Origin of the sequence: Corynebacterium aquilae DSM 44791 (genome assembly GCF_001941445.1) — a bacterium.
Classification (GTDB): domain Bacteria; phylum Actinomycetota; class Actinomycetes; order Mycobacteriales; family Mycobacteriaceae; genus Corynebacterium; species Corynebacterium aquilae.
The window spans coordinates 1,487,447-1,509,185 of sequence record NZ_CP009245.1; the positions used below are offsets into that span (position 1 = coordinate 1,487,447).

18 protein-coding genes, 1 tRNA gene and 1 pseudogene are annotated in these 21,739 nt (G+C 59.4%); 8 read left to right on the forward strand and 12 right to left on the reverse strand.

The annotated features are described in order from the left end of the window. Window positions 1-44: 44 nt before the first annotated feature. The 3 genes from CAQU_RS06265 to CAQU_RS06275 all read right to left on the reverse strand — a co-directional run bounded on the left by CAQU_RS06265 (window position 45) and on the right by CAQU_RS06275 (window position 4,165). Window positions 45-578 (reverse strand): YbhB/YbcL family Raf kinase inhibitor-like protein, encoded by a 534-nt coding sequence (locus tag CAQU_RS06265; protein WP_075728467.1) that lies wholly within the window; start codon window positions 576-578, stop codon window positions 45-47. A gap of 50 nt (window positions 579-628) precedes the next feature. Beyond that, window positions 629-2,413: an ABC transporter ATP-binding protein gene (locus tag CAQU_RS06270; RefSeq protein WP_245797213.1), complete on the reverse strand. Its 1,785-nt coding sequence runs from the start codon at window positions 2,411-2,413 to the stop codon at window positions 629-631. Between the two features lie 78 nt (window positions 2,414-2,491). Continuing rightward, window positions 2,492-4,165, reverse strand: a complete 1,674-nt coding sequence (locus CAQU_RS06275; RefSeq protein ID WP_084562840.1) for an ABC transporter transmembrane domain-containing protein — start codon at window positions 4,163-4,165, stop codon at window positions 2,492-2,494. A 128-nt stretch (window positions 4,166-4,293) separates the two neighbouring features. On the opposite strand from CAQU_RS06275, the gene CAQU_RS06280 reads away from it, so the two are divergent. Next, window positions 4,294-4,379, forward strand: a tRNA-Leu gene (locus CAQU_RS06280). A 169-nt stretch (window positions 4,380-4,548) separates the two neighbouring features. On the opposite strand, the pseudogene CAQU_RS12635 reads toward CAQU_RS06280, so the two are convergent. The 4 genes and pseudogenes from CAQU_RS12635 to CAQU_RS06300 all read right to left on the reverse strand — a co-directional run. Further along, window positions 4,549-4,761, reverse strand: a pseudogene (locus CAQU_RS12635) (IS256 family transposase); the annotation flags it as partial. A gap of 69 nt (window positions 4,762-4,830) precedes the next feature. After that, window positions 4,831-6,084, reverse strand: a complete 1,254-nt coding sequence (locus CAQU_RS06290; protein ID WP_075726190.1) for an IS1249 family transposase — start codon at window positions 6,082-6,084, stop codon at window positions 4,831-4,833. A gap of 56 nt (window positions 6,085-6,140) precedes the next feature. Beyond that, window positions 6,141-7,478 carry an IS481 family transposase gene (locus CAQU_RS06295; protein WP_245797214.1) on the reverse strand — a complete coding sequence of 446 codons (1,338 nt, stop codon included), beginning with the start codon at window positions 7,476-7,478 and terminating at the stop codon, window positions 6,141-6,143. Window positions 7,479-7,844: 366 nt separating this feature from the next. Continuing rightward, a complete protein-coding gene (locus tag CAQU_RS06300) occupies window positions 7,845-8,369 on the reverse strand; it encodes a YceI family protein (protein ID WP_075726194.1) in 525 nt (174 codons plus the stop codon). Window positions 8,370-8,559: 190 nt separating this feature from the next. On the opposite strand from CAQU_RS06300, the gene CAQU_RS06305 reads away from it, so the two are divergent. The 4 genes from CAQU_RS06305 to CAQU_RS06320 all read left to right on the forward strand — a co-directional run bounded on the left by CAQU_RS06305 (window position 8,560) and on the right by CAQU_RS06320 (window position 11,531). After that, on the forward strand, window positions 8,560-9,027 hold the full coding sequence (locus tag CAQU_RS06305) for a MarR family winged helix-turn-helix transcriptional regulator (protein ID WP_075726196.1): 468 nt from the start codon (window positions 8,560-8,562) through the stop codon (window positions 9,025-9,027). A 67-nt stretch (window positions 9,028-9,094) separates the two neighbouring features. After that, window positions 9,095-9,646 carry a DinB family protein gene (locus tag CAQU_RS06310; protein WP_084562844.1) on the forward strand — a complete coding sequence of 184 codons (552 nt, stop codon included), beginning with the start codon at window positions 9,095-9,097 and terminating at the stop codon, window positions 9,644-9,646. Between the two features lie 188 nt (window positions 9,647-9,834). Beyond that, a complete protein-coding gene (locus tag CAQU_RS06315) occupies window positions 9,835-10,188 on the forward strand; it encodes a hypothetical protein (RefSeq protein WP_075726198.1) in 354 nt (117 codons plus the stop codon). Further along, complete coding sequence (locus CAQU_RS06320) at window positions 10,185-11,531, forward strand: DUF418 domain-containing protein (RefSeq protein ID WP_075726200.1); 1,347 nt, start codon at window positions 10,185-10,187, stop codon at window positions 11,529-11,531. The genes CAQU_RS06315 and CAQU_RS06320 overlap by 4 nt, the downstream gene beginning before the upstream one ends. Window positions 11,532-11,589: 58 nt before the next feature. Here the strand turns inward: CAQU_RS06320 and meaB are convergent, their stop codons facing one another. The 3 genes from meaB to CAQU_RS06335 all read right to left on the reverse strand — a co-directional run bounded on the left by meaB (window position 11,590) and on the right by CAQU_RS06335 (window position 17,124). Next, entirely contained in the window at window positions 11,590-12,717 is a 1,128-nt protein-coding gene (gene meaB, locus CAQU_RS06325; RefSeq protein ID WP_075726202.1) for a methylmalonyl Co-A mutase-associated GTPase MeaB, read from the reverse strand. A 308-nt stretch (window positions 12,718-13,025) separates the two neighbouring features. Further along, the gene (scpA, locus tag CAQU_RS06330; RefSeq protein ID WP_075726204.1) at window positions 13,026-15,251 is read right to left on the reverse strand and encodes a methylmalonyl-CoA mutase; all 2,226 of its coding nucleotides are present in this window, start codon (window positions 15,249-15,251) and stop codon (window positions 13,026-13,028) included. A 7-nt stretch (window positions 15,252-15,258) separates the two neighbouring features. Next, window positions 15,259-17,124, reverse strand: coding sequence for a methylmalonyl-CoA mutase family protein (locus CAQU_RS06335; RefSeq protein ID WP_075726206.1), 1,866 nt, complete (start codon window positions 17,122-17,124; stop codon window positions 15,259-15,261). 526 nt (window positions 17,125-17,650) lie between these two features. Here CAQU_RS06335 and CAQU_RS06340 point away from each other — a divergent pair. Both CAQU_RS06340 and CAQU_RS06345 read left to right on the forward strand, forming a co-directional pair. Continuing rightward, the gene (locus tag CAQU_RS06340) at window positions 17,651-18,334 is read left to right on the forward strand and encodes a TVP38/TMEM64 family protein (protein ID WP_075728473.1); all 684 of its coding nucleotides are present in this window, start codon (window positions 17,651-17,653) and stop codon (window positions 18,332-18,334) included. A 26-nt stretch (window positions 18,335-18,360) separates the two neighbouring features. Next, a complete protein-coding gene (locus tag CAQU_RS06345) occupies window positions 18,361-18,957 on the forward strand; it encodes a hypothetical protein (RefSeq protein WP_075726208.1) in 597 nt (198 codons plus the stop codon). Window positions 18,958-18,998: 41 nt separating this feature from the next. On the opposite strand, the gene CAQU_RS06350 is transcribed toward CAQU_RS06345, so the two are convergent. Beyond that, window positions 18,999-19,841, reverse strand: a complete 843-nt coding sequence (locus CAQU_RS06350; protein WP_075728475.1) for a DUF3097 domain-containing protein — start codon at window positions 19,839-19,841, stop codon at window positions 18,999-19,001. 161 nt (window positions 19,842-20,002) lie between these two features. On the opposite strand from CAQU_RS06350, the gene CAQU_RS06355 reads away from it, so the two are divergent. Further along, entirely contained in the window at window positions 20,003-20,716 is a 714-nt protein-coding gene (locus tag CAQU_RS06355) for a hypothetical protein (RefSeq protein ID WP_075726210.1), read from the forward strand. 14 nt (window positions 20,717-20,730) lie between these two features. Here CAQU_RS06355 and CAQU_RS06360 read toward each other — a convergent pair whose 3' ends face one another. After that, on the reverse strand, window positions 20,731-21,738 hold the full coding sequence (locus tag CAQU_RS06360) for a chymotrypsin family serine protease (RefSeq protein WP_075726212.1): 1,008 nt from the start codon (window positions 21,736-21,738) through the stop codon (window positions 20,731-20,733). Between the last annotated feature and the right edge of the window lies 1 nt (window position 21,739).

Here is a 21,739-nt window from a genome sequence, read left to right on the forward strand (position 1 = left end):
TTCACGGTGCGTATGACCCTACTGCAGTCGGGAGTAAACCATGCCTAGTTGTTTTCGTACCAGCCCCACAGAATCGTTCGGGCAATGCTGTGGAAGTACAGATTAAAGCCCAAGACGGTGGGGGTAGCATCTGCCGGGATATCGAGCGAGTCCACATCGACGGCGTGAACGGCGAACAGGTAACGGTGCGGGCCGTGCCCCGCAGGAGGCTGCGGGCCGTAGTAGTCGGCCATGCCGGAGTCGCCCTTGAGGACGACTGCGCCGTCAATGTCCGCGAGATCCCCGGCGCCGGTTGGCAATTCGGTGACGTCGGCTGGGATATTGAAAGCCGCCCAATGCCAGAAACCAGCTGCGGTCGGCGCATCCGGATCGAAGCAGGTCACCGCCAGGGACTTCGTGCCTTCGGGCAGATCGCTCCACGACAGCTGGGGGCTGATGTTTGACGGTGCCGCGTGAGCATCGGGAATTCTTTCACCATTGCTGAGATCGCTGGACGTCAGGGTGAATTCCGGCAAATCTTTCAAGGGGGCATATGGGTCGGGGCCAGGAAAACGGGGATCATTGTATGCGGTGCTCATGGTCACATTGTACGAATTTTATTGTTCCCCGTCACATTATTGGCGACCTTTTATTCCCCACCCCCGCTTTCGGGCCGCGCATCGCCGCTATGTGCCCACGCTGAATACAGTCGGGCGTAGCTGCCACCAACGTCCAACAATTCTTGATGGGTGCCATCCTCGATGACTGCCCCCTGATCCATGACGATAATGCGATCCGCTCCAGCGGCCTGGTCCAGCCGGTGCGCAATCACGATGCTCGTGCGCCCCTTCGTTGCCTCCTGCGCGGCGGATTCCAACATCTTGGCAGCATCACTCCCAGCCTCGCTGGTTGCTTCATCCATAATCAGCACGGGAGGATCCACCAGCAGCACGCGAGCCAGCGATAGCTGCTGTTCAATTGCTGCCGGCAAATCTTCTGCGCCCGTGCCTACCCGAGTATCAAGTCCTTCGGGGAAGTTCCTCATGAAGTCCACGGAAGTTTTCGACAGGCCAACCGCGTGGAGGGCGGAAAGCAGTTGCTCGTCGGAGGCGCCTGGCTTTGCCAGTAACAAATCGTCGCGCAAAGTTCCGGAGAAAATATGGACTTCTTGGCTCATTAGAGTCACGTGCCGGGCAGTCCATTCGTCGCTCACAGTTGCGGTGTCCACGTCACCGACGCGCACAGTTCCCGATGTGGGAACGTTGATGCCAGCGATGATGGAGGCAAGCGTTGATTTGCCCGCGCCAGAAGCACCAACAATCGCGGTGGTAGTTCCCGCAGCAAAAGTGAGGGTGATGTCCTCCATGATCGGCGGGCCATCTTGGTAGCCGAAGGTCACATGGTCGACGATAACTTCCGGCGCCTGAGTGATGTCTGCCGTTGTGGACGTCACCGCGCCTTCAGAGATCTTGGCAAGGGATACGGCTCGACCGAGGCTAGTAAAGGCTTCTTGAACACGACCAAGCATTAACACCGCATTAAAGATCGGCATTTCCATGCGCATAACCACCATCACCGCCGCAGTAGCCTGCCCAGGAGTCATGATGCCCCTGTAGGTTAAAAATCCTGCCAGGGCGATCACGCTCATGAGGTAGCCACCGTAGATGACGTAGGCATAGCCAATGAGGCGAGCAAAAATTGGCGCGGTATATAGACGAGCCCGCACGGCGCGCCAGGACGAGCTTTGCAGGCGCTTATGCGCCCACTGATGCAGTCCGAGGGACTTGATGGTGGGCAATGCCCTGATGGAGTCCAAAAGAATATTGTTCATTTGGCCTTCGCGGCTTGCCACAACGTTTGCTGCCTGGGGCAACAATGCAGTATTTCGCTTTACGGGCACCCACACCAAAGCCACTAGTACAACGAAAGGTATCAAGAGTCGTAGATCAATGGCTCCGAGGGCAAACAATGATGCCGGAAACATCAAGACGGCAAGGGCGACCCTGAACGCCATGTTGCCCATGGTGTTGACGAAGTCATCGATGTCTTTGGTCAGGCGCGTCATCACGTTGCCGGTTCCCAACTCCATGATGCGTGGGATGGGAGCTGCCAACGTAGCCTTCAGACAAGCTTGACGAAGATCCACACTTATTTGGCGCAAATTCAAAGAGATGACATAGCGTCCGAGGGTGCGCCCCAATTGATCCGCAACGTAAGACACCGCAAGCACGATAATCGCGCCGATCACGGCTTTTTCGCCCGTGCCGAGCAAGGGGAGCGAACCCCCTTGGAAAACATCGACGAGTCGGCCCGTCAACCAGGCTGAACCAATCAGCGACACCAAAGTCACACCGAAAGCGAAAGCCAAACTCGCGTGAGTTGCCCACCGCGGCGCATGCGGCATCGAGGAAAGAAAACGCAGGCTCTGCCTCAAAGAGGCCGGAGCCAATGCGTCAGGCAAGCTATCCGCATCGCTACTCGTGGAAGGATGAGCCTTCGACGTCATCGGCCGTTACACCACCTTTCCCTGTTGATCTTTGGCGTCTGCTTCGCCGGTTGCATAGCGCGATAACTCATATCCACTCAGCACCCGGTTTGCTGCAGTGGCCCACAGTCGCGAAGTAGAAATCACCACCGTGCTTCGTGTCGCACGGGAGGCAGCAACCGCTTGGGCGACGTTATTCAACGTCACGGCGTCTAGCCCGTTGGTTGGCTCATCGAGAACCATCACAGGAGGATCCATGGCGATGATGCGTGCCAGAGCTAAGCGTTGGCGTTGGCCACCAGACAGGTTCAAGCCTGCCTCGCCGATCGGGGTTGTTGGCAGGGAACCATCAGCGCCAAAACCGCCCAGCCTGCGGACGATATCGCCACATTGCGCGGCTTCCAAAGCGGCAGCAACCGTGGCGGGATCAATGGCCCCAACCGGGTTGATGTTGTCTTGCAGCGAGCCTTCGAAAATGCTCACCGCATGTGGAGAAGCCAATGCACCATCAGCTGCCGCCACAGCTTCGGCGAGAGCGCGGGCGCCGGAAAATTCCGCTGGTGTAGTCGGTGCGAGCACCACGAGCCCCGGCTCAGAGACGATGTCACCAGCTGCTGCCAGAACTGCTGGCGAAAACTGATGGCGGGTCTCCAACGGGATGGATTTTTCAAAAGCAATGATGCGTTCCATGCTTGCCGTCGCCCGCGCCCAGGTGTCGGTCAGAAGACCCAAAGAAATACCCATTGCGGAAAAAGACGGTGGCACGATCATGGAAACAGTGACCATCTCGCCGGGGCTAATGGTCCCCGAAAACGCCATCCACGCCGTTACCGCTAACACCGCAGCACTCGCGGTTCCGGGTACGACCTGTCGAACCAAAGACGCCCAGGCGCCGACCTTAACGTCTTTGATCATCGCTTCTAACGCTTCATCGGCGGCTTGATCGAATCTTTGCGACGTAAATTGTGTTGCGCCCAAGCCTTTGATGACCCGCACACCCTGGGCGTAGTCGGTTGCCAATGCAGTTGTTTTGGCTTCTTTGGCGCGACGAAGCTTAGAAACCTCGCGCACTGGTGCCGCTGTGAGTTTGGAAGCAAGCATTGTCGCTAGTCCCCCGACGAGAACCATCAGGGATAAGCGCCAATCAATAGGGGTAATCACGGCGATAGCGGCGATCAAGGTCACCAGCATTGACAGCGGAAAGCTGAAAGCAAACTTAATCATCGCCGCTGTTTCCGTGTCCTGGTCGAGTGTATTGAGTACCTCGCCGGGGGTTTTCTTCATCTCGCCGCCAGAAGCAACCTTTTTGAGCAGGTCCACGCGCATAGCGTGGCGTAGGCGTTGAATGGCCAAGCCATTGAAGTTTTCCAGGATGGATTCGAAAACCCACTGTGCGACAAAAAGGAAAAACAGGACCGCGAGCAGTGCGGCGATGAGGGTGCTGTGCCCGGGCTCGAAGATAGTGTCAGTCGCTTTGCCCAGCAGTTTTGAAATTGCAATGGAAATGACGGGCACCAATTGCGCAACAAAAACCCACGCAACGGTCCGTGGGTAGCTAAAAGCTGCCGCGATGGTTGCTTTTTTCGGCGTGTGTGCAACATCCACCGCGACGTGCGTATCCTCTGGAACCTCCTGGGGAGCGATCCAATTCCATGGAGCCCGCGGCGGTTTCTTTAATTTCTCCGTGGTGGGCGTGGTCATAGGCAACACAGTACACGAATTACAGTGTTGCAATCAGGGGAAAACGTGCCCCTAACTGCAGATTTGTTTTCTCTAGGGGCTGTTGACTACAGTAGTGCAAGTGCCAAGCCGAAAGGCTTAAACACCCAGCCCGGGTGGCGGAATGGCAGACGCGCTAGCTTGAGGTGCTAGTGTCCTATTAACGGACGTGGGGGTTCAAGTCCCCCCTCGGGCACATTGTGATGTCTCGGGACATGCTTGACAGCGTGTCCCGAGACATTCTTTTTTTCTGGTTTTTGGTTTAGGCCTGCCTCGTTCGTTGTGGGGGCGGGTTTTTGGGCTATAGGACAAAAAGTGTGTCTGCACGGCGTGTCGTGGATATAGGACAAAAAGTGTGTCCGGTTTTAGCGGGGTTGGCCTTTTCGGATTCCTATAGAGTGGGTGTAGCCGGTGTCGATACCGGTGTCGTATTCGGCAGGAGCTCCAGTGGGGTTGCTGTCGGTTAGTGCTTCGGTGGCTGTTTTAACTTTGGCGAGTTGGTTAGTCCCGAAGTCGTGTTGCCTGGCGATTTCTATGAGGTCGCCAGGCTTTTTCGTTCTGCTTAGCAGCCACCATTCGCGGGCTATAGGACAAAATGTGTGTCTGCACGGCGTGTCGTGGATATAGGACAAAAAGTGTGTCCGGTTTTAGCGGGGTTGGCCTTTTCGGATTCCTATAGAGTGGGTGTAGCCGGTGTCGATACCGGTGTCGTATTCGGCAGGAGCTCCAGTGGGGTTGCTGTCGGTTAGTGCTTCGGTGGCTGTTTTAACTTTGGCGAGTTGGTTAGTCCCGAAGTCGTGTTGCCTGGCGATTTCTATGAGGTCGCCAGGCTTTTTCGTTCTGCTTAGCAGCCACCATTCGCAGAGTTTTCTTTGGCGTTCTGCGGGTAGTCCTCTGTGTGCGTGCAGCAGTGCTTTCAAGGGGCTGTTGATGCCGCCTTCTAGGCTGTTGGTGCTGGATTGGTAGATCGCCTCGTAGATGGTGTTGGGGCTGTCGGTGTCTGTGCCGATGACCGCGATGGATTGTTCGATGAAGGCGAACAGGTGGTTTCGCCGGGTTTGTTCCATCAGGATGCGGTGGGCGCTGCGTGCACGGTCGTGGGTGTACCAGTAGTGCTTGTTTTTCCTTTTGTTGTTGGGGATAAGCACTTTGGGGCAGCTGTCGATGTAGGTTTTTTCATCCAGCCAGTCGCGGTATTGGTTGCTGACCTGGTGAAAGAGAGTGACCCATTGTGCTGCTTGTTGGTTGTTGGTGACTTTCAGCAGTTTTAGCGATAGGGCGCGTAGGGCTTTGCCGCAGTTGGATTGGGGGCGTGTTGTGACGTATCGCTGGACGTTGCGTTTGATGTGGATCAGGCAGCGTTGGATGTGGGTGTGGGCTTGTGGGGTGGCTGGATCGTTTGGGAAGACGTCGTTGATTGCTGATAGTGCGGCATTGCACCCATCTGTGGTGATCAGTCGGGGGCGTTGGATTCGGTGGAGGAGGTGTTGGTATGCCCGGGTGTTTTCGCTGTGTGACCAGTGCCAGGTCAGTACTTTGTTGGTGGTTGATGCGATGAGCAGGCATTGCTGTTTGTTGAAGTAGGTGGCGTCGATAAAGACTTGTTCGTCGTAGTTGTTGTCGCCTGTGGGGGTGGGGATGGGGATGAGCCAGAAAGGTTCGAACCAGCGTTGTAGTGTGCGTCGGCTGAGTTGGTGGTGGCGGGCGAAGTCTGCCAGTGATTGGGTGGATTGGACCCAGGACAAAAACAGTGTGAAGCGAACGAGTTGTGTGTGGGCTGTATTTGTTTGTGTGAAGGAGTGTCCGCAGTGTTTGCAGCGCCATCGTTGGCGGTTTTTGCTGGTTGAGCCGTTTTTCTTTGTGGGTGATTGGCAGATGGGGCAAGTAGGTGATGTTGGCATTTACCCCGCATACCACATGTTGTTTGAAAAACGGGGATATTTGACCTGAGGCTGGTTTAGCTCCTTGTCAGGAGATGAAAAACGCCTTTATCGCAGGTCAGCACTTGAAAAAACATACTTACAGACACACTTTTTGTCCTATAGCCCGGGTTTTTTGGTTTTTTCGGGCCAGGTATCGGCCGGCCGGGTGGGGGTGGGTACTTCTCGTAGGGAGTTTGGTACTGCTTGGTTGGGTCGAGGCTGTGGCGCGCGATGATGGTGCCTGTTGATGTTTCGACAACGGTCGTGTCTTGGTCGGCGATGATGATGGTGATGGGGGTGTGTCGCCAGGATCTTCCGATGCCGAGTTTGAGGAGTTTACCTGCGTGGCGTAGTGTGCATTTGCCTGATGCGTCGACGATGTCGGTGCGGATTCTGTGGTCGGTGTCGGGGTCGTAGGTGGGGTCGGGGACGGCTTTGGGGGCGCTGGTGTAAACCTTCATGGGGATTGTTCGGCCGAGGGATTTGTGGGGTCGTCGGGTGTTGTATTCCTCGACGACTTCATCGATTTGGTGCTGCAGTTGCTCGATGGTTTCCGCTGGTGGTTTGGCTTTGAGTGCTTTTTTGAATGTTTGGTGCCAGCGTTCGATTTTGCCTTGGGTTTGGAGGTGTCCCGGGCGGCCGTTTTTCTGCTTGATGTGGTGTTTGTACAGCAGTTGCTCGAATCCGTTGCGGGTGCCGGGGCTGCCGGTTAGTCGGGATGTGAAGACCATGCCGTTGTCGGTGAGGGTGGATTGCGGTAGGCCGTAGGTGTCGAAGGCGCGTGTGACGAAGGCGACGACGATGGGGCCGGTGACTACGGGGTAGGCCTGTGCGCCGATGATGAGGCGTGAGTAGTCGTCGATACAGTCGAGGATTTCAGCTTTTGTGCCGTCTTTGAGGGGGTATTCGGTGACGTCGAGTTGCCAGCATTCGTTGGGTAGTTCCGCTTGGAAGCGTATGTAGCTGCTTTTGGGGCGGCGTTTGGGGTGTGGGGTGACGAGGCCTTCTTTGGTGAGGATGCGGTGGATGGTGGATGCCGCGGGCGCGTGGTGTCCTTGTTGGATTAGGTGCCAGCGGATGGTTTCGGGGCCTGCGTCAAGGCCTTGCTGTGTCAGTGTGCGGCGCAGATTGATGATGCGTGTGATGGTGGTGGGGGTGGTGCGTTGCGGGCTGGTGTGGGGGCGTGTGGATTGTGGTTTGAGTCCTTGTTCGCCGTGTTGTTCGTAGGCGCGGAGAATGGTGTAGATGGTTTGGCGGCTGAGGTTGAGCGCTTTGGCGATGGCGGTGACGGATTGGCCGTTGCGGTGCCTGACGATGATGGCTTTGTTGCGGTTGTATGTGGTGTTGCGTCGGGGTTTTTGGGGGATGTTCATGGTTGCCATCGTTGTGGCTTGGCAACGTGGTTGTGTCAGATATGTCCCGAGACATGTGTCAAATATGTTTGGTGCTGGTTGTGTTAGGTATGTCTAGGGACATGTGGGGGGTTGTGTGGGGGGTTGTGCTGGTGGGCGGTGTCAGATATGTCCCCGAACTTCACACCCCCTCGGGCACATTCGAAGTGGTGCGACATTGTTAGTAACAATGTCGCACCACTTTTTGCATATCCCCCTTTCTTTACTGTTGGCCTGTTAGTTTGTTTGGGTCATGCAGAATGCTCCCCGCTTGCTGTCCGATTTCTCGGTTCGGTAAACGGGGAGCATTTCAATGATTAGATGACGGGTGGGACTTTTATCCAGGTCTTAGCTCTGCTTGATGGCGGAGCCAGAGATTTCAATCCCAATTTTCTCACTGATGAGCACGCCGCCGGTTTTCAGGGGCGCGTTGAAGTCGATGCCGAAGTCGGTGCGGTTAATGCTCGTTGTTGCTTCGAAGCCTTGGCGGACGTTTCCGAAAGGGTCTTCCGATTCGCCTAGGAATTCAACGTCGAGCTCGACAGGCTTGGTGACGCCTTTGATGGTGAGCTCGCCGGCGATCTTGGTGTTGCCGGTGGTTGAGCTCGGTGCGGGCATCTGTGCAACGAACGTCATGGTGGGGAACTGTGCCACATCAAAGAAGTCCTCCCCCTTAACGTGGTTATCGCGGTCGGCGTTTCCAGTGTTGATGCTTGCGGTTTGGATGGTGGCGTTGATGGTTGCCTGGTTGCTGTCGTCGACGTTGACAGTGGCTTCGTAGTCGGTGAACTGCCCGCGAACCTTGGTAATCATGGCGTGGCGTGCGGTGAAGCCGATGCTGGAGTGGGATTGGTCCATGGTGTAGGTGGTCATTGTGTTTCCTTTCGGGATTCTGGATTCAAGGCCAACCAGTTATTGACGTGTCACACATATTAGGGCCAATCTAGTTGACCTGTCAACTAATGTGGTGATGGCCCGTACATGCTTCGAAAAAATGCAGGTTATTGCTCCTAGCGGCAGCGCCTAACCAAAGCCTCCTCCCCCATCCGCTAGGGTTGAAAACATGACCGACACTCATTGGCTCACCCCAGAACAGCAACGAATGTGGCGACTGCTCCTGGATGCGCATGCGGTCATCTTTCGCCGTATTGACGAACAACTCCACACGGATTCCGAGCTGGGCAGCAGCGAGTATTCAGTACTCGTTCGCCTCAGTGAAGCCCCCGAGACCACGCTCCGCCTTAATCAAATTGGAACCTACTTGGGATGGGATCGCTCCCGGTGCTCTCACCTAATCCGGCGTATGGAAAAACGCGGCCTCGTGGACAAGAAAACCTGTGCCGAAGACGGCCGCGGGATCCTGGTATCGCTCACTGATCTTGGAGCCGAAAGGCTCAGTGCTGCAGCACCAGGCCATGCCGATCTGGTGAAATCCATGATTTTTAGCGACCTAAGCTCCGACGATATCGAGACTCTGAGCACCTTTTATCGCCGGATCATTGAACGCCGTGATTTAGGCAATCGCCCCTAAACAACGAGTCGATAATGAGCGGGATAGCAGCGCCGACCACGATCTAGCGGTGCTTTATATTGGGGGCATGACCGCTTCTCAACCGCAATGCTGGCAGCCCGTCACCTGGGATGGAGTAGAAAATGCAGATCTCCATGCCCGCATTTTCGCCGAATTTTGCAGCCGGGCAATAGAACAACTACGGCAGCTCGCAACGCTTCGCGATGAGCAGCTGGATGCCACCCTGGGCAACCACGTCAATCATGTGGGCTGGTTGCTGTGGCATGCCGGCCGGCAAATGGATATGCAGCTTTCGGATATCTCCGGCCAGCCGCAAATCTGGACCAACTTCTCCCCCATCCTTGATTTAGGCCCGCTGGGCGACACCATGGGTTATGGCCACACCCCCGCTCAGGTTCACGCGATTAGGCCCCGAAACGCCGCAGTGCTTGTCGAATACGTCGATAAGTGCCTGCGCGCCACCGTCGCCTATGCCACAAGCCTCACCCCGGAATCCTGGGCTGACATCGTTGACGATTCCTGGCAGCCGCCAGTTACCCGCCTGATGCGATTGGTGAGCATCGTCGACGATTGCACCCAACACCTAGCCCAAGCACTATTTATTGCTGGCGCCGGGTAAAACCACCCCCAAATAGCTTTAGATTCGCCGCGACGACGGTATCCTGTCACACACGTAAAGCTCGACGCATGTAGAGGAAACCCGTGCAGCAACCCCACCACATACGCAGCCAGTATCTCCCGCCCCAACCAGGCGCCTACGGTTACGAGGGAGCCCGTGGGGCTAGGAACTTACCGGCAACCCTGGCCGTGACTTGCGCGGGCGTTGCGGTTTTTCTCGGTCTGTCCCCGCTGACTCTACTAGCTGGGCTCCCGCTGATTGTCGCGACCTTCATTTTCGTCTATCGTGCCCGGGCTATCTCCCCCACTTTGGCACCGGTCTACGCCGCCCGAACCAAAATCACGACAGCGAAATGGTTGGGTGTGGCGGCAGCAGTGCTGTGGGTGTTTTGGTTACTGCTACTGGTGGCGCTCGGCTGGATCTTTTTCTCCAGTGTCCAGGAGTGTGTGGACGATCGCGGTGGCCAATGGGACTCCGATTGCATCAACCATGTGCTGGGTCTTGATGAAGAAGCAACCGGCGCCGAAGGAGAGCAATCATGACGCAACCTCAACATACGGCACATCGCCCACGTACTGGCGCACTGAAGGTTCACCACGCAACCGCCCACCGTCTCATAGCCCCCGACATCGCCCGTGGTCTGACCTTGTTGGGCATCGCCATTGCCAACGTGACCACAATTTGGCTAGCCACCCCAGGCTTAGGACAAACATTCGGCGGCGTCGTAGACAACAGCATCTGGGACAAAGTGGCCATTGTCTTCGGCGCAATCTTCGTTCACGTGCGCGGGTTGCCCATGTTTACCTTCCTACTGGGCTACGGTGTCGCAATGGTCGCAGGGTCCCTGTGGACCCGAGGCTATCCCCTCGATGAGGCGCGCGGGATCATTCTGCGCCGCTATGCCTGGCTCGGGGCATTCGGTATCGCACACATGGTGGCCCTGTTTTTCGGCGACATCCTTTTGCCCTACGCGGCGATCGTGATCGTGTTCGCCACCATGCTGCACTTGAGGAACAAAACGCTTCTGGTCATCGCGGGCGTCTTCGCGGCCCTGGGTCTAGTTTTCACCCTGATGGTCATCGCCGCCGATGTGACTTCACCGACCGGGGAAACCTCCTTGTCGATGAACCCCAACGAGTTCTTCGAATCAAGCTATCTCGAATCTTTGGTCCTCGGACTCGCCTCGGTTCCTTTCATCTTCCTCCTCGTTCCTGTTGCCGCACTCCCCCTTTTTCCGGTCTTTGTACTCGGATTTGTCGCCGGCCGACTGCGCATGATGACGCAGCCAGCGCGCTACCGGCGCTGGATGTGGGCCGCAGTCGGGCTAGCTGTGGCCATCATGGCCGGGGTGGGACTTCCCATGGGGTTGCAAGCGATCGGGGTTTTGTCCAGCCCAGTTGATTGGGACTTCGTCAATCACGTCATTGGAATGTGGACAGGACCAGGCATCGTTGCTGCGGTTGTTTTGGCATGCACGCCGCTACAAACCTCCGCGCAACGCGCTGCCGACAACAACCAGCCATGGCGCCCGCCTGCTTTTCTGGTGCCGATGATCGCCCTGGGTAAGCGTTCGCTCAGCGGCTATTTAATGCAGTCTGTGGTGTGCCTACTGGTGGTCTCCCCGTACTCGGCGTTGAAGCTAGGCCGGGGAATGGGCGCAGCGGAGGCAACAGTGATTGCGGTTGGGGTGTGGCTGCTGACGCTCGCATGTGCGGCTTTGCTGGAATATTGGCGCCTGCCAGGGCCGGCAGAATGGCTGCACCGACGCCTGTCCTATGGGGCTAAAGGGCTGCAATCGCGGTGGAAAGATTCGAATACCGGGGCCTATATGGCTGTTGAGCAAACCGCATCGCCATCCGGTCCTGGGATGTGGCGTAATCACTAATGAGCACAGCCTCGGCGCCCCTTTGAAAAAGCTTGGGGCTGGCCGAGGCTTTGTGAGGTTATTTTTCGCTGGTGATGCTGGTTGCTGGAACCTCGACTCCATCGAAGGCAGCAAGTACGCGTTCTGCAGCTAGCGTTGGGGTAATTTGCCCATGGCGCAACTGATCCTCCACCAATTCCCGCACGGTGCGGACATCCTCGTTAGTGTTCAGGCGTTGCAGAATCGTTTCGTGAACCATCGACCACATCCAGCCAACCTGCTGTTCGCGACGGTTGTGCTCAAATCGGCCGGATTCCAGCATCTTCTGGTGATGCTCGGTGACGGTGTTCCAAAACTCGTCAACGCCCTCGTGCTCCAGGGCGCTCATAGTGATGGTCGGCGGGTGCCACAAGGAATCCTCACTGCGCACCATGCGCATGGCGGCGGCAAGTTCGCGGGCGGCCCGCTTGGCGTTTTTCAGGTTCGGCCCGTCGGCTTTGTTAATGGCCACCAGGTCGGCCATCTCGAGCACACCCTTTTTGATGCCCTGCAGTTGGTCGCCCGCGCCGGCGAGAGCCAGGAAGGTGAAGCAGTCGACCATGTTGGACACCGCAACCTCTGACTGTCCGACGCCGACCGTTTCGACCAGGATGGTGTCATAGCCGGCGGCTTCAAACACCACCATGGATTCGCGGGTGGCTTTGGCGACACCACCCAAAGTTCCGGCGGAGGGCGAGGGGCGGATGAATGCGTCGTCTTCGGCAGACAACTTCGCCATACGGGTCTTATCGCCCAGAATGGAACCGCGTGTCTTCGTCGAGGACGGGTCGATGGCGAGCACCGCGACCTTGTGGCCCTCGCCGATGAGTTTCATGCCGAGCGCTTCGATGAAGGTCGACTTACCAACACCCGGTACGCCGGTAATGCCGACGCGCAGAGCGTTTCCGCTAAACGGTAGGAGACGAACCAGCAGTTCTTGGGCGAGCACCCGGTGGGCGGCAGCGTTGGACTCAAGCAGCGTGATAGCGCGAGAGATCTTGGTGCGATCGCCTGCACGGACGCCGTCAAACAATTCGTCGACATCAATGCGGCGCCGGGCCTTCTTCACGACTTCCGGCGCGACAGCGGTGGAACTGCCTAAGTCAGTTCCTGCGGTGGTCATCAGGGAACCGAGGTGGTGTTCAAGGTATTCGTTGTCGACGCTCATGGTTACTCACGATCCTTCGCAACTGTCGCGGGTGGTCATCCCCTACAAGGGCGAGCAGGTCAGCTATGCCCCTGGGGTGAACGGTGTGCATGAAACCCTTGACTGGCGCCGAGGGCGAGCCAGGTCAAAAAGTTTCAAGTCTGGAGTGATGAAAATCAGTAATAGTGGCCACTATGCGGTGAAATATTGCTTCACCGCATAGCTGGGCTGTGCTTTGGCGCGCAGTACCCATCCGGATTTCTTGGGCGAAATTCGGGGCCAGATGGCCCACCCGCGCTAAACGAGGGTGGGCCAGTGGTCGAGGCAGGTTAGGCCTCTTCCGGAACCTCGAGGTCGAAACCGAGGTTGGCGGCAAGCTTCGTCATCATGTCGATGGCGGAGTCCGCGATGACGGTGCCAGGCGGGTAGATGGCGGCTGCGCCGTCATCGTAGAGCTCCTGGAAGTCACCCGGCGGGATCACACCGCCGACGACGATCATGATGTCTTCGCGACCAAGCTTTGCCAGCTCCTCCTTCAGCGCGGGCACCAGGGTGAGGTGGCCGGCAGCGAGGGAGGACACGCCGACGACGTGTACGTCGGCGTCGACAGCGGAGCGTGCTGCCTCTGCGGGGGTTTGGAACAGCGGTCCCACATCGACGTCCATGCCGAGGTCGGCGTAGGCGGATGCGACGACCTTCTGGCCACGGTCGTGGCCGTCCTGGCCCATCTTGGCGATGAAGATACGCGGGCGGCGACCTTCCTCAGCTTCGAAGGCGTCGGCCATGGCGATGGCCTTGGAGACGTTCGACACGGTTCCCTCCTTGGCAACCTCGTCCTTGTACACGCCGGACAGGGTGCGGATTTCCGCCTCGTGGCGGCCAAAGACCTTCTCCAGGGCGTAGGAGATTTCGCCGACGGTGGCCTTGGCGCGGGCGGCGTCCACGGACAGCTTCAGCAGGTTGGTTTCCAGGTCGCCGGGGGTGCGCTCGGTGAGCTTGGCAGCCTCGGTGAGCTTGTCGAGAGCTTCCTGCACTGCGGCCTCGTCACGCTCGGCGCGCAGCTGCTTGAGCTTTTCTAGCTGCTCGTGGCGCACCTTGGTGTTGTCGACCTTGAGGACCTCGATCTGCTCGTCTTCCTCGACGACGTACTTGTTGACGCCGATCAGGGCCTGGCGGCCGGAGTCGATGCGGGCCTGGGTGCGGGCTGCGGATTCCTCGATGCGTAGCTTCGGAATGCCTTCGATGGTGGCCTGGGCCATACCGCCGGCTGCCTCGACCTCTTCGATGTGCTTGCGGGCACGGTTGGCCAGCTCGTTGGTCAGCCACTCGATGTAGTAGGAACCAGCCCACGGGTCGACGGGGCGGACGGTGCCGGACTCCTGCTGCAGCAGCAGCTGGGTGTTACGGGCGATACGTGCGGAGAAGTCGGTCGGCAGGGCCAGCGCCTCGTCGAGGGCGTTGGTGTGCAGCGACTGGGTGTGGCCCTGGGTGGCGGCCATGGCTTCGATGCAGGTACGCGGCACGTTGTTGAAGACGTCCTGGGCGGTCAGGGACCAGCCGGAGGTCTGGGAGTGGGTACGCAGCGACTGGGACTTCTTGTTCTTGGGGTCGAACTTGGCGACCAGTTCGCTCCACAGCAGACGGCCGGCACGCAGCTTGGCGATCTCCATGAAGGTGTACATCGAAATGCCCCAGAAGAAGGACAGGCGCGGGGCGAACTTGTCGACGTCCAGGCCCACTTCCTTACCGGCGCGGATGTACTCCACACCGTCGGCGAGGGTGTAGGCGAGCTCCAGGTCGGCGGTCGCGCCGGCTTCCTGGATGTGGTAGCCGGAGATCGAAATGGAGTTGAAGCGCGGCATCATCATCGAGGTGTACTCGAAGATGTTGGAGATGATGCGCATCGACGGCTTCGGCGGGTAGATGTAGGTGTTACGGACCATGAACTCCTTCAGAATGTCGTTCTGAATGGTGCCTGCGAGGCGGTCCGGGGTCACACCCTGTTCTTCGGCGGCGACGATGTAGAGCGCCAGCACCGGCAGCACGGCGCCGTTCATGGTCATCGACACGGACACGCTGCCCAGGTCGATGCCTTCGAACAGCTGGCGCATGTCCAGGATGGAGTCGATGGCCACACCGGCCATGCCGACGTCACCGACGACGCGTTCGTTGTCGGAGTCGTAGCCGCGGTGGGTTGCCAGGTCGAATGCGACCGACAGGCCCTTCTGGCCGGCGGCCAGGTTGCGGCGGTAGAAGGCGTTGGATTCCGCAGCGGTGGAGAAGCCGGCGTACTGGCGGATGGTCCACGGCTGGTTGGTGTACATGGTGGGGTACGGGCCACGCATGAACGGGGGCATGCCGGGGAAGGAATCCAGCGGGTGCGCGGGGCGTTCCTCGGTGGCTTCCAGGGCGGCGTTGCGGTCCTCGCGGGTGTAGACCCGCTTGACGTCGATGCCTTCGGGGGTTGCCCAGACGTCGGTGGAGGTGGTGGCCTGGGTGTCAGCGGCGGCTTCGCTTGCGCGGCTGACGTCAGAGAAATTCGGGATGGTGGTCATTAGATTCCTACGCTCCCAACGTGGTCAGCAGATCAGCCAGCGTTGCGGCGGCGTCGATCTTGAGGTTGAGGTAGTCATCCGGGGCGTTTGCTGCGCCTTCGAAGGACTTCGGTGCTCCTGCGAGCAGGACGTGTTTAACGCCAGCGGCGCGCAGAGCCTTGACGGCTTCTTCGCCGCTTTCGGCGTACTCGGCGTCGGTACCGCAGATCACGGCGATGTCGGCGGCCTTGGCTGCCTCGTCGAATTCCGGGGTGCCCGGAACGACCTGGCCCGGGTTGAGGGCTTCGATGCCGCCGGAGGCCAGCAGGTTGGTGGCGAAACCGGTGCGGACGTTGTGCTTAGCCAGCGGGCCGAGCGGAATCAGGCCGGCCTGGGGGCGGGTGCCCTTGGCCTCGAGGAAAGCATCCGAACGGTTGCGCAGTGCCTCGAACTCTGCAGCCCAGCGGCGCACACCGGCCGGCTCTACCCGCAGGTCGGCGGGCAGCGGCTTTTCAGACAAGTTCGGGAACTCGTTGATGCCGGTGACCTTCTTGACGCGGTGGGCAATGTCGTTGCGCTGCGCCTCGTAGGACTTGTCGAGGATGGACTGGATGGTGCCATCTTCGGTGGCGGCGATGAAGCCACCCTTGGCCTCAACGTCGGTGAACACAGCCCACGCCTTGTCGGCGAGCTCGTCGGTCAGTGCTTCCACGAAGTAGGAGCCGCCGGCCGGGTCGATGACGTGGCCGAGGTGCGACTCCTCCAGGAGCAGCAGGTTGGTGTTGCGGGCGATGCGGTGGGCGAAACCGCGGCTGGTGCCGGGCAGACCCCCCTTGACGGCGGCGTCGAAAGGCAAAACCTCAACGTCGGAGGCGCCACCAACACCAGCGGCGAATGCTGCCACGGTGCTGCGGAGCATGTTGACCCAGGGGTCGCGCTGGCTAAACATCACCGGAGCGGTGACGGCATGCTGCGGGGCGACGGCGTCTTCGGTGTCGCCGACGACCTCGCACACGCGCGCCCACAGTGCGCGGGCAACGCGGAATTTCGCGATCTGGGCAAATTGGTCGTCGGTAGCGGCATAGCGGAAGGACAGCTGGTGTGCAGCTTCCTTCACGCTCAAGCCAGCGTCGGTGAGCTTGCGGAGGTACTCCACAGCTGCCGCAAGTGCGAAACCAACTTCTTCGGCGTCGGTGGCACCCTGGTTGGACAGCGACACCGCATCGACGGTGATGGCGCGCACGGATCCGGCACGATCCTTGGCGGCCTTGGCCAATGCAATGGCTTCGTCCAGGCTGACGGTGGCGGAGTCGTCAAAACCAGCGGTCAGCGGGGCTGCCTGCAGTTCGATGACGGACTTGTCGGCTGCGCCGGCAGCATCGACCAAGTCGTACAGCGCCTGGGCGGCCTCGGCGACATCTGCGCCGGCCTTCAAACGAATCGGAGCCAGGTCGAGGTAGACGCCCTCGAGCAAAGCCTGAAGGTCGGAAGCTTTAAGACCGTTTTCCAGGTCGATGATGATGTCGGTTGCACCATTGGTCAAAGCACCCAGCAACAGGGCGTTCGCGGCCTTCACATCGCCAGTGGACCCGAAAGTCTCAGCAACGCCCCAGCCGGCAGCCTCAGAATCTGCGGAACGGGTGCCACGCAAGTACGGGAACTTGCCCGGGACGCTAGCCTCGGCCAGCTCGTCGCGGCGGGTGTACAACGGACGAACGTCGATCCCGTCGTAGGTGGTCTTGATCAGTTTCTTCCAGATGTCGAGCGGCACATCGGCGACATCCTTCTTCTGCACGCGGGCGAAAACCCCGGCCACCGCCTTGTACCAGGCATCATAAGTGCCATCGAAGTCGGCGGGAAGGGCGCCCGGTGCGGCGGGCTTGGTGTCAGTCACTTGGTGGACCTACTCCCCTTTGAGATGTGGATTGATGAATAAAGATGTTCTTTTTTCATAACCGCGACACCCTCTGCCTCCACGGGAAAACTCCCGGCCACTGCCCGCAAGCGCGGGCGCGGTGACGGGGAATTCCACCCGGCGGGTGGGCTCCAACGTGTGTCACGGCTGCTGTTGCAGTTCTGTGAGTTACCAAGAACACAACAATGTGCTCCAGTCTAGTCCCGCACAGCACCCACTTGGGGGCATAACTCGGAAGGTGGTGAAAGTACGCGCTGGTCAGGGGTGGAGATGGGGGTAAAAACGAGAGATATCCCACTTCGCACCTGTCTAAAAATCGGACACAAAACCCACACGTTTTCCCCAAAACGGACAAAACGGGCATTGCTCGTTGCGGGCAGACCCCTCATGTGGGTTGCTCAACCGGCACGAGGTCGGCGGTACAGTAAACCCCGTGCCCACGCCCCGCCAACACCCCAAGACGCCCCCGCTGCGCCACCGCGCCGCAGGCTTCGTCAAGGCAACCATCGGTGCCGGCTGGGACGCCTTCAGCACCTGGCCCCGAGGCCGACAAATCACACTCGCCCTGGTCGTCATCATCGGCGCAGCGATAGTCCTTTTTGTCGATGTCCCCTCACTACACACACTCCGGGCCTGGTCACAGCACTTTGGCCCCTGGTTCCCCGTGGTCTTTTTCTTCCTCTATATCGGCATCACCCAATTCCCCATCCCCCGCACCCTGCTGACCCTCTCCTCGGGGATTCTCTTTGGCCCACTTATCGGGTGCATCATCGCTTTAAGCGCGACCACTGTGTCGGCAACCATTTCTCTGATGGGGGTGCGCTTTATCATTGGCGATCGTATCCGGGCGCGGCTCACCCATCCCGCAGTAACCACGATCGACGCCCGGCTTCGCGCCCGCGGGTGGTTGGCGGTGGCGAGTCTGCGCATGATTGCCGCGGTGCCGTTTAGCGTCCTTAACTACACCGCCGCGATGACCTCGGTGCGCGTGGTTCCCTTCGCACTGGCCACCCTGGTCGGTTCGGCGCCCGGAACCATCGCCACGGTCATCCTGGGCGACGCACTAGTGGGGCGCCCCAACCCCGTGATGCTAGCCATCACCGCAGGCCTTTTCTGCCTCGGAATGCTGGGGTTATTTATCGACAGCAAGCTCCCCACCCCCACCACAAACGTCAAGTCGGAGAACTAGACAACTTCTGTCTATGATGGCTAGTTATGTATGCAGTTCAGGCCCGCTACCGAGGACGTGAAAAACGTCGCGGAGCATTCGTTTCCCGTGTCGCCCAAGCACTCTCCAACCTTGTTGACGGGCCGTGCAAAGTCGACGGCATCGACGAGCTTTCCCTAGCAACGACCAACCCCCGCAACATAGCTGACGCCATCATGGCTCTCGTCGCCACCGGCGAATGGGTCGTTGGGGTTGGCATTACTCACCAAGCTGGAATCGCCGATACCGAACGCGCCCACAACGTAGCGTGCACCGCACTGGGCCGCGTGCGCAGAGCCGGCGCCGTCAGCGTCAAAATCGATGGGCGAGCCCATGGGCTAGACAAAAAACTGCCCGAAGACATTGCCGCCACCTTCGAAATGCTGCGCTTCGTCGCCTCCCGCCGCACTCCCGAAGGACAAGAAGCCACCCGCCTCGTGCGCACCGGCATGACCCAACTAGAGGCAGCCACCGAACTCGGAATCAGCAAACAAGCCATGTCACAGCGCCTGCAGGCCGCCGGCTGGCAAGCAGAAAAAGTTGGCTTCGAACTCGCTATCCGACAACTCGCCCGCGCCCACGGCGACACGGAAATCCCCGACTAGGCCCCCACCGGCCCGCTGCGGGACGCCCCACCGACCGCGGCCTACAGCAGATCTTCCTTGCTCAACTCCGGCACCGTCACAAAATCAATAAGGCGCTCCACGGCACCCACTAAAGTCGGGTCGACATCGCGGAAACCATTGACCGCGCGATAAACCCGATTCCACCCTTCCTTCGGATCAGACCAGCCAAGACGTGCACAAATACCGGTCTTCCAGTCCTCACCACGGGGCACCTGCGGCCACTGCCGGAAACCGAGACGCTCCGGCTTCACAGCCGCCCAAATATCGATAAAGGGGTGGCCAGTCACCATCACATCAGGGCCCAACCCCTGCGTCATCCGGGTCTCCTTCGACCCCGTTACCAGGTGATCCGCCAACACCCCCACCCGGCGGCCAGGACCCGGCTGAAACTCAGCCAAGCGCTGTTCAAGATTGTCCAGGCCCTCCAAGTACTCCACCACCACACCCTCCACGCGCAGGTCGTGCCCCCAAATCTTTTCCACGATCGCCGCATCATGGATGCCCTCCACCCAAATGCGCGACGGGGCGGCAACCTTGGCTTCCACACCCGCAACCCGCCGAGACCCGGAGTTACTCTGTGCCGGGGCGGAGGGAGCCACATAGCGGGTCAAAGTCACCGGCTGTCCCTCAAACAGGAAACCCCCGTTGCGAAGCTTAAACAGCCTCTCGCGACCGTGGCGATCCTCCAACCGAATGAAGTCGCCATCATAGGTGCGTTCGAAGCCGACTACTGCCCCACAGAAACCATCGGCCCGCGACTCCACCACCAAACCCGGTTTTGCGGGCATCGTCGGAAAGGTGGGCTTGTGGTTTCGGGCATGGCCGGACAGGATGTCGCCACTATAACGATCAGCTGGAGTCATAGGGCAAAACTGTACTGCGTGAGCGCCGTGGACCGGCGGACCCGCGCCAAAATTGCCCAAAACTCAACCCCACGGCTCCATTTTCTCGCTGCATCGGCCAAGGTTTAGAGTGTCCCGTTGAGACCATAAAACCGTGTACAACCCAGCTAAAGGAACGTCGCTTGCTTGCTTTCCCCGATTCCGTGGACGCCTCCGCTATCGATCCTGCATTCGCGGTCTGGGCCACCAGCTGGCTGGCCGGAGACGTAGCAACCGACGACTTTCTCGACGAGGTACGCCAGGGCCTATACCTAGCCGATGTGAAGCTGTGGGCACAGGTGCGCGAACACCTGCACACCGCAGAATATTTTCCCGAAACAGCCGATATGGCCATAGATCCGCATCGGCAGACCCCCATCCGGCTGGTGCTCAATGGTGCCGGCCGGGTCAACGCGCTTGCCGACGGGCTCTATATTGCTGGGGCGGCGGGCACGGGCCTGTATCGCATCCAGGTTGGTGCGGTGGATTTCCTTCCAGATGCCGAATTGCCAACCGCACCTCCCCTAGGAGCAGGGGATGCGTTGTATGCGATGGGTGATGCTGCCGACCGGGCCGCCACAATTATTGAAAACCTCGGATTTCGGCCCATCCAGGCAGGCAGCAAATGGTCTAGCGCCCGGGCGGCAGGCCCGGCTGTGGCACAAGACCTGCCACCAGGGGCCCCGGTGCGGTGTTTGGAGATCTTTTCCCGGGCGGCAACACTGCACAATATCGTGCTCACGGTGCGCGAAAACCTAGAGGACACCAGCCTGGATCCCATGCTGCTGCCCTTGGGGGCCGCGTTGCGTCAGGGCTATGAGGCCGCCGTGGAGGTCACCGCCCGCACCTTGCTGTAAAAGGCGGTGCGTGGTCACCAGGACCACGTGGTGTGGTGCCCCATCTGCGTCAGGCGCTGAATGGGAGGATCGAAGCGAACTGCCTGCACGACTTGCGGGATGGAATTGTTTCGCGAAACCGGATGCCCATGGATAACACCCACCAGGGATAGGGTGTCGGGGCCGGTCTTGACATAGACCAGGCCACCAGAATCGCCGCCGATGGCGTTTCCTTCAAATTCGAAGATGTGCTTCCCGGTGGCAATAATCGCTCCGCACAACTGGCCGGAACGGTAGCCGACCATGCATACCTGCTGTCCGGCGGCGAGATCGTGCAGCATGACTGCTCCGCGAGGGCTGATGCTTCCGTCCAGACGTGGTGAGACGTGAGTGCGGTTCCATTGCGTATCGGTGAGGTGGAACACCGCCCAGTCAGGCCGGTCGGGGTCAAAGTCATTGGGCGGGGCGTCGCGCACAAGCAGTTGCCCTGGTACGCGAACCAGCCCACTGTTCGACACGTAGTACAGCGCCACATCTGTGGGGACATTGTTGAAGCAGTGGCCGGCGGTTACCAGATACATGCTGCCGTCTTCGGTGTTGGATCCAAAAAACCCGGCGGTACAGGACAGTGAGGTTCTGTGCGGATCACCGATGATGATGTGGGAGCCCGGTTGCAGTGTGGGGGTAGCGAAGGTGTTGCGGTTTTTGCTGCCGGGTCGTTGGCCGGTGCCGTAGCGCTCGAGCAGGAGCCTGTTGAACGCGGAGTGCACCACGGTGGAGGCCGGGATGCGCCCAGCATCGAGGGCTTGCTGCGCTTGCTCGCGCAGATTCACGCTGTTGGCACCGTTGGTGTCTGGCGGCGTGCCGAAGGGGCTGTCGCTGGACAGCTCGGCGGATCCTAGGGTGGCCTGGGTCAGTGGCTGCTGCGGCGTGGTTTGGGGTGCTGACAGCTGTGCGGATGCCAGCCCGAGGGCCAGCAGCGTGGCTGCTGCGCCTTTAAGGGCGGCGAGAAGCCCCCGGGTGCGGAAGCGATGTAGGGTCACG

Excerpts from the sequence above, each read along its gene's own strand:
- CAQU_RS06265 (WP_075728467.1), bottom strand. The coding sequence starts at position 578 with ATGAGCACCGCATACAATGATCCCCGTTTTCCTGGCCCCGACCCATAT.
- CAQU_RS06275 (WP_084562840.1), bottom strand. The coding sequence starts at position 4,165 with ATGACCACGCCCACCACGGAGAAATTAAAGAAACCGCCGCGGGCTCCA.
- CAQU_RS06290 (WP_075726190.1), bottom strand. The coding sequence starts at position 6,084 with ATGCCAACATCACCTACTTGCCCCATCTGCCAATCACCCACAAAGAAA.
- CAQU_RS06295 (WP_245797214.1), bottom strand. The coding sequence starts at position 7,478 with ATGAACATCCCCCAAAAACCCCGACGCAACACCACATACAACCGCAAC.
- CAQU_RS06300 (WP_075726194.1), bottom strand. The coding sequence starts at position 8,369 with ATGACCACCTACACCATGGACCAATCCCACTCCAGCATCGGCTTCACC.
- CAQU_RS06305 (WP_075726196.1), top strand. The coding sequence starts at position 8,560 with ATGACCGACACTCATTGGCTCACCCCAGAACAGCAACGAATGTGGCGA.
- CAQU_RS06310 (WP_084562844.1), top strand. The coding sequence starts at position 9,095 with ATGACCGCTTCTCAACCGCAATGCTGGCAGCCCGTCACCTGGGATGGA.
- CAQU_RS06320 (WP_075726200.1), top strand. The coding sequence starts at position 10,185 with ATGACGCAACCTCAACATACGGCACATCGCCCACGTACTGGCGCACTG.
- meaB (WP_075726202.1), bottom strand. The coding sequence starts at position 12,717 with ATGAGCGTCGACAACGAATACCTTGAACACCACCTCGGTTCCCTGATG.
- scpA (WP_075726204.1), bottom strand. The coding sequence starts at position 15,251 with ATGACCACCATCCCGAATTTCTCTGACGTCAGCCGCGCAAGCGAAGCC.
- CAQU_RS06345 (WP_075726208.1), top strand. The coding sequence starts at position 18,361 with ATGTATGCAGTTCAGGCCCGCTACCGAGGACGTGAAAAACGTCGCGGA.
- CAQU_RS06350 (WP_075728475.1), bottom strand. The coding sequence starts at position 19,841 with ATGACTCCAGCTGATCGTTATAGTGGCGACATCCTGTCCGGCCATGCC.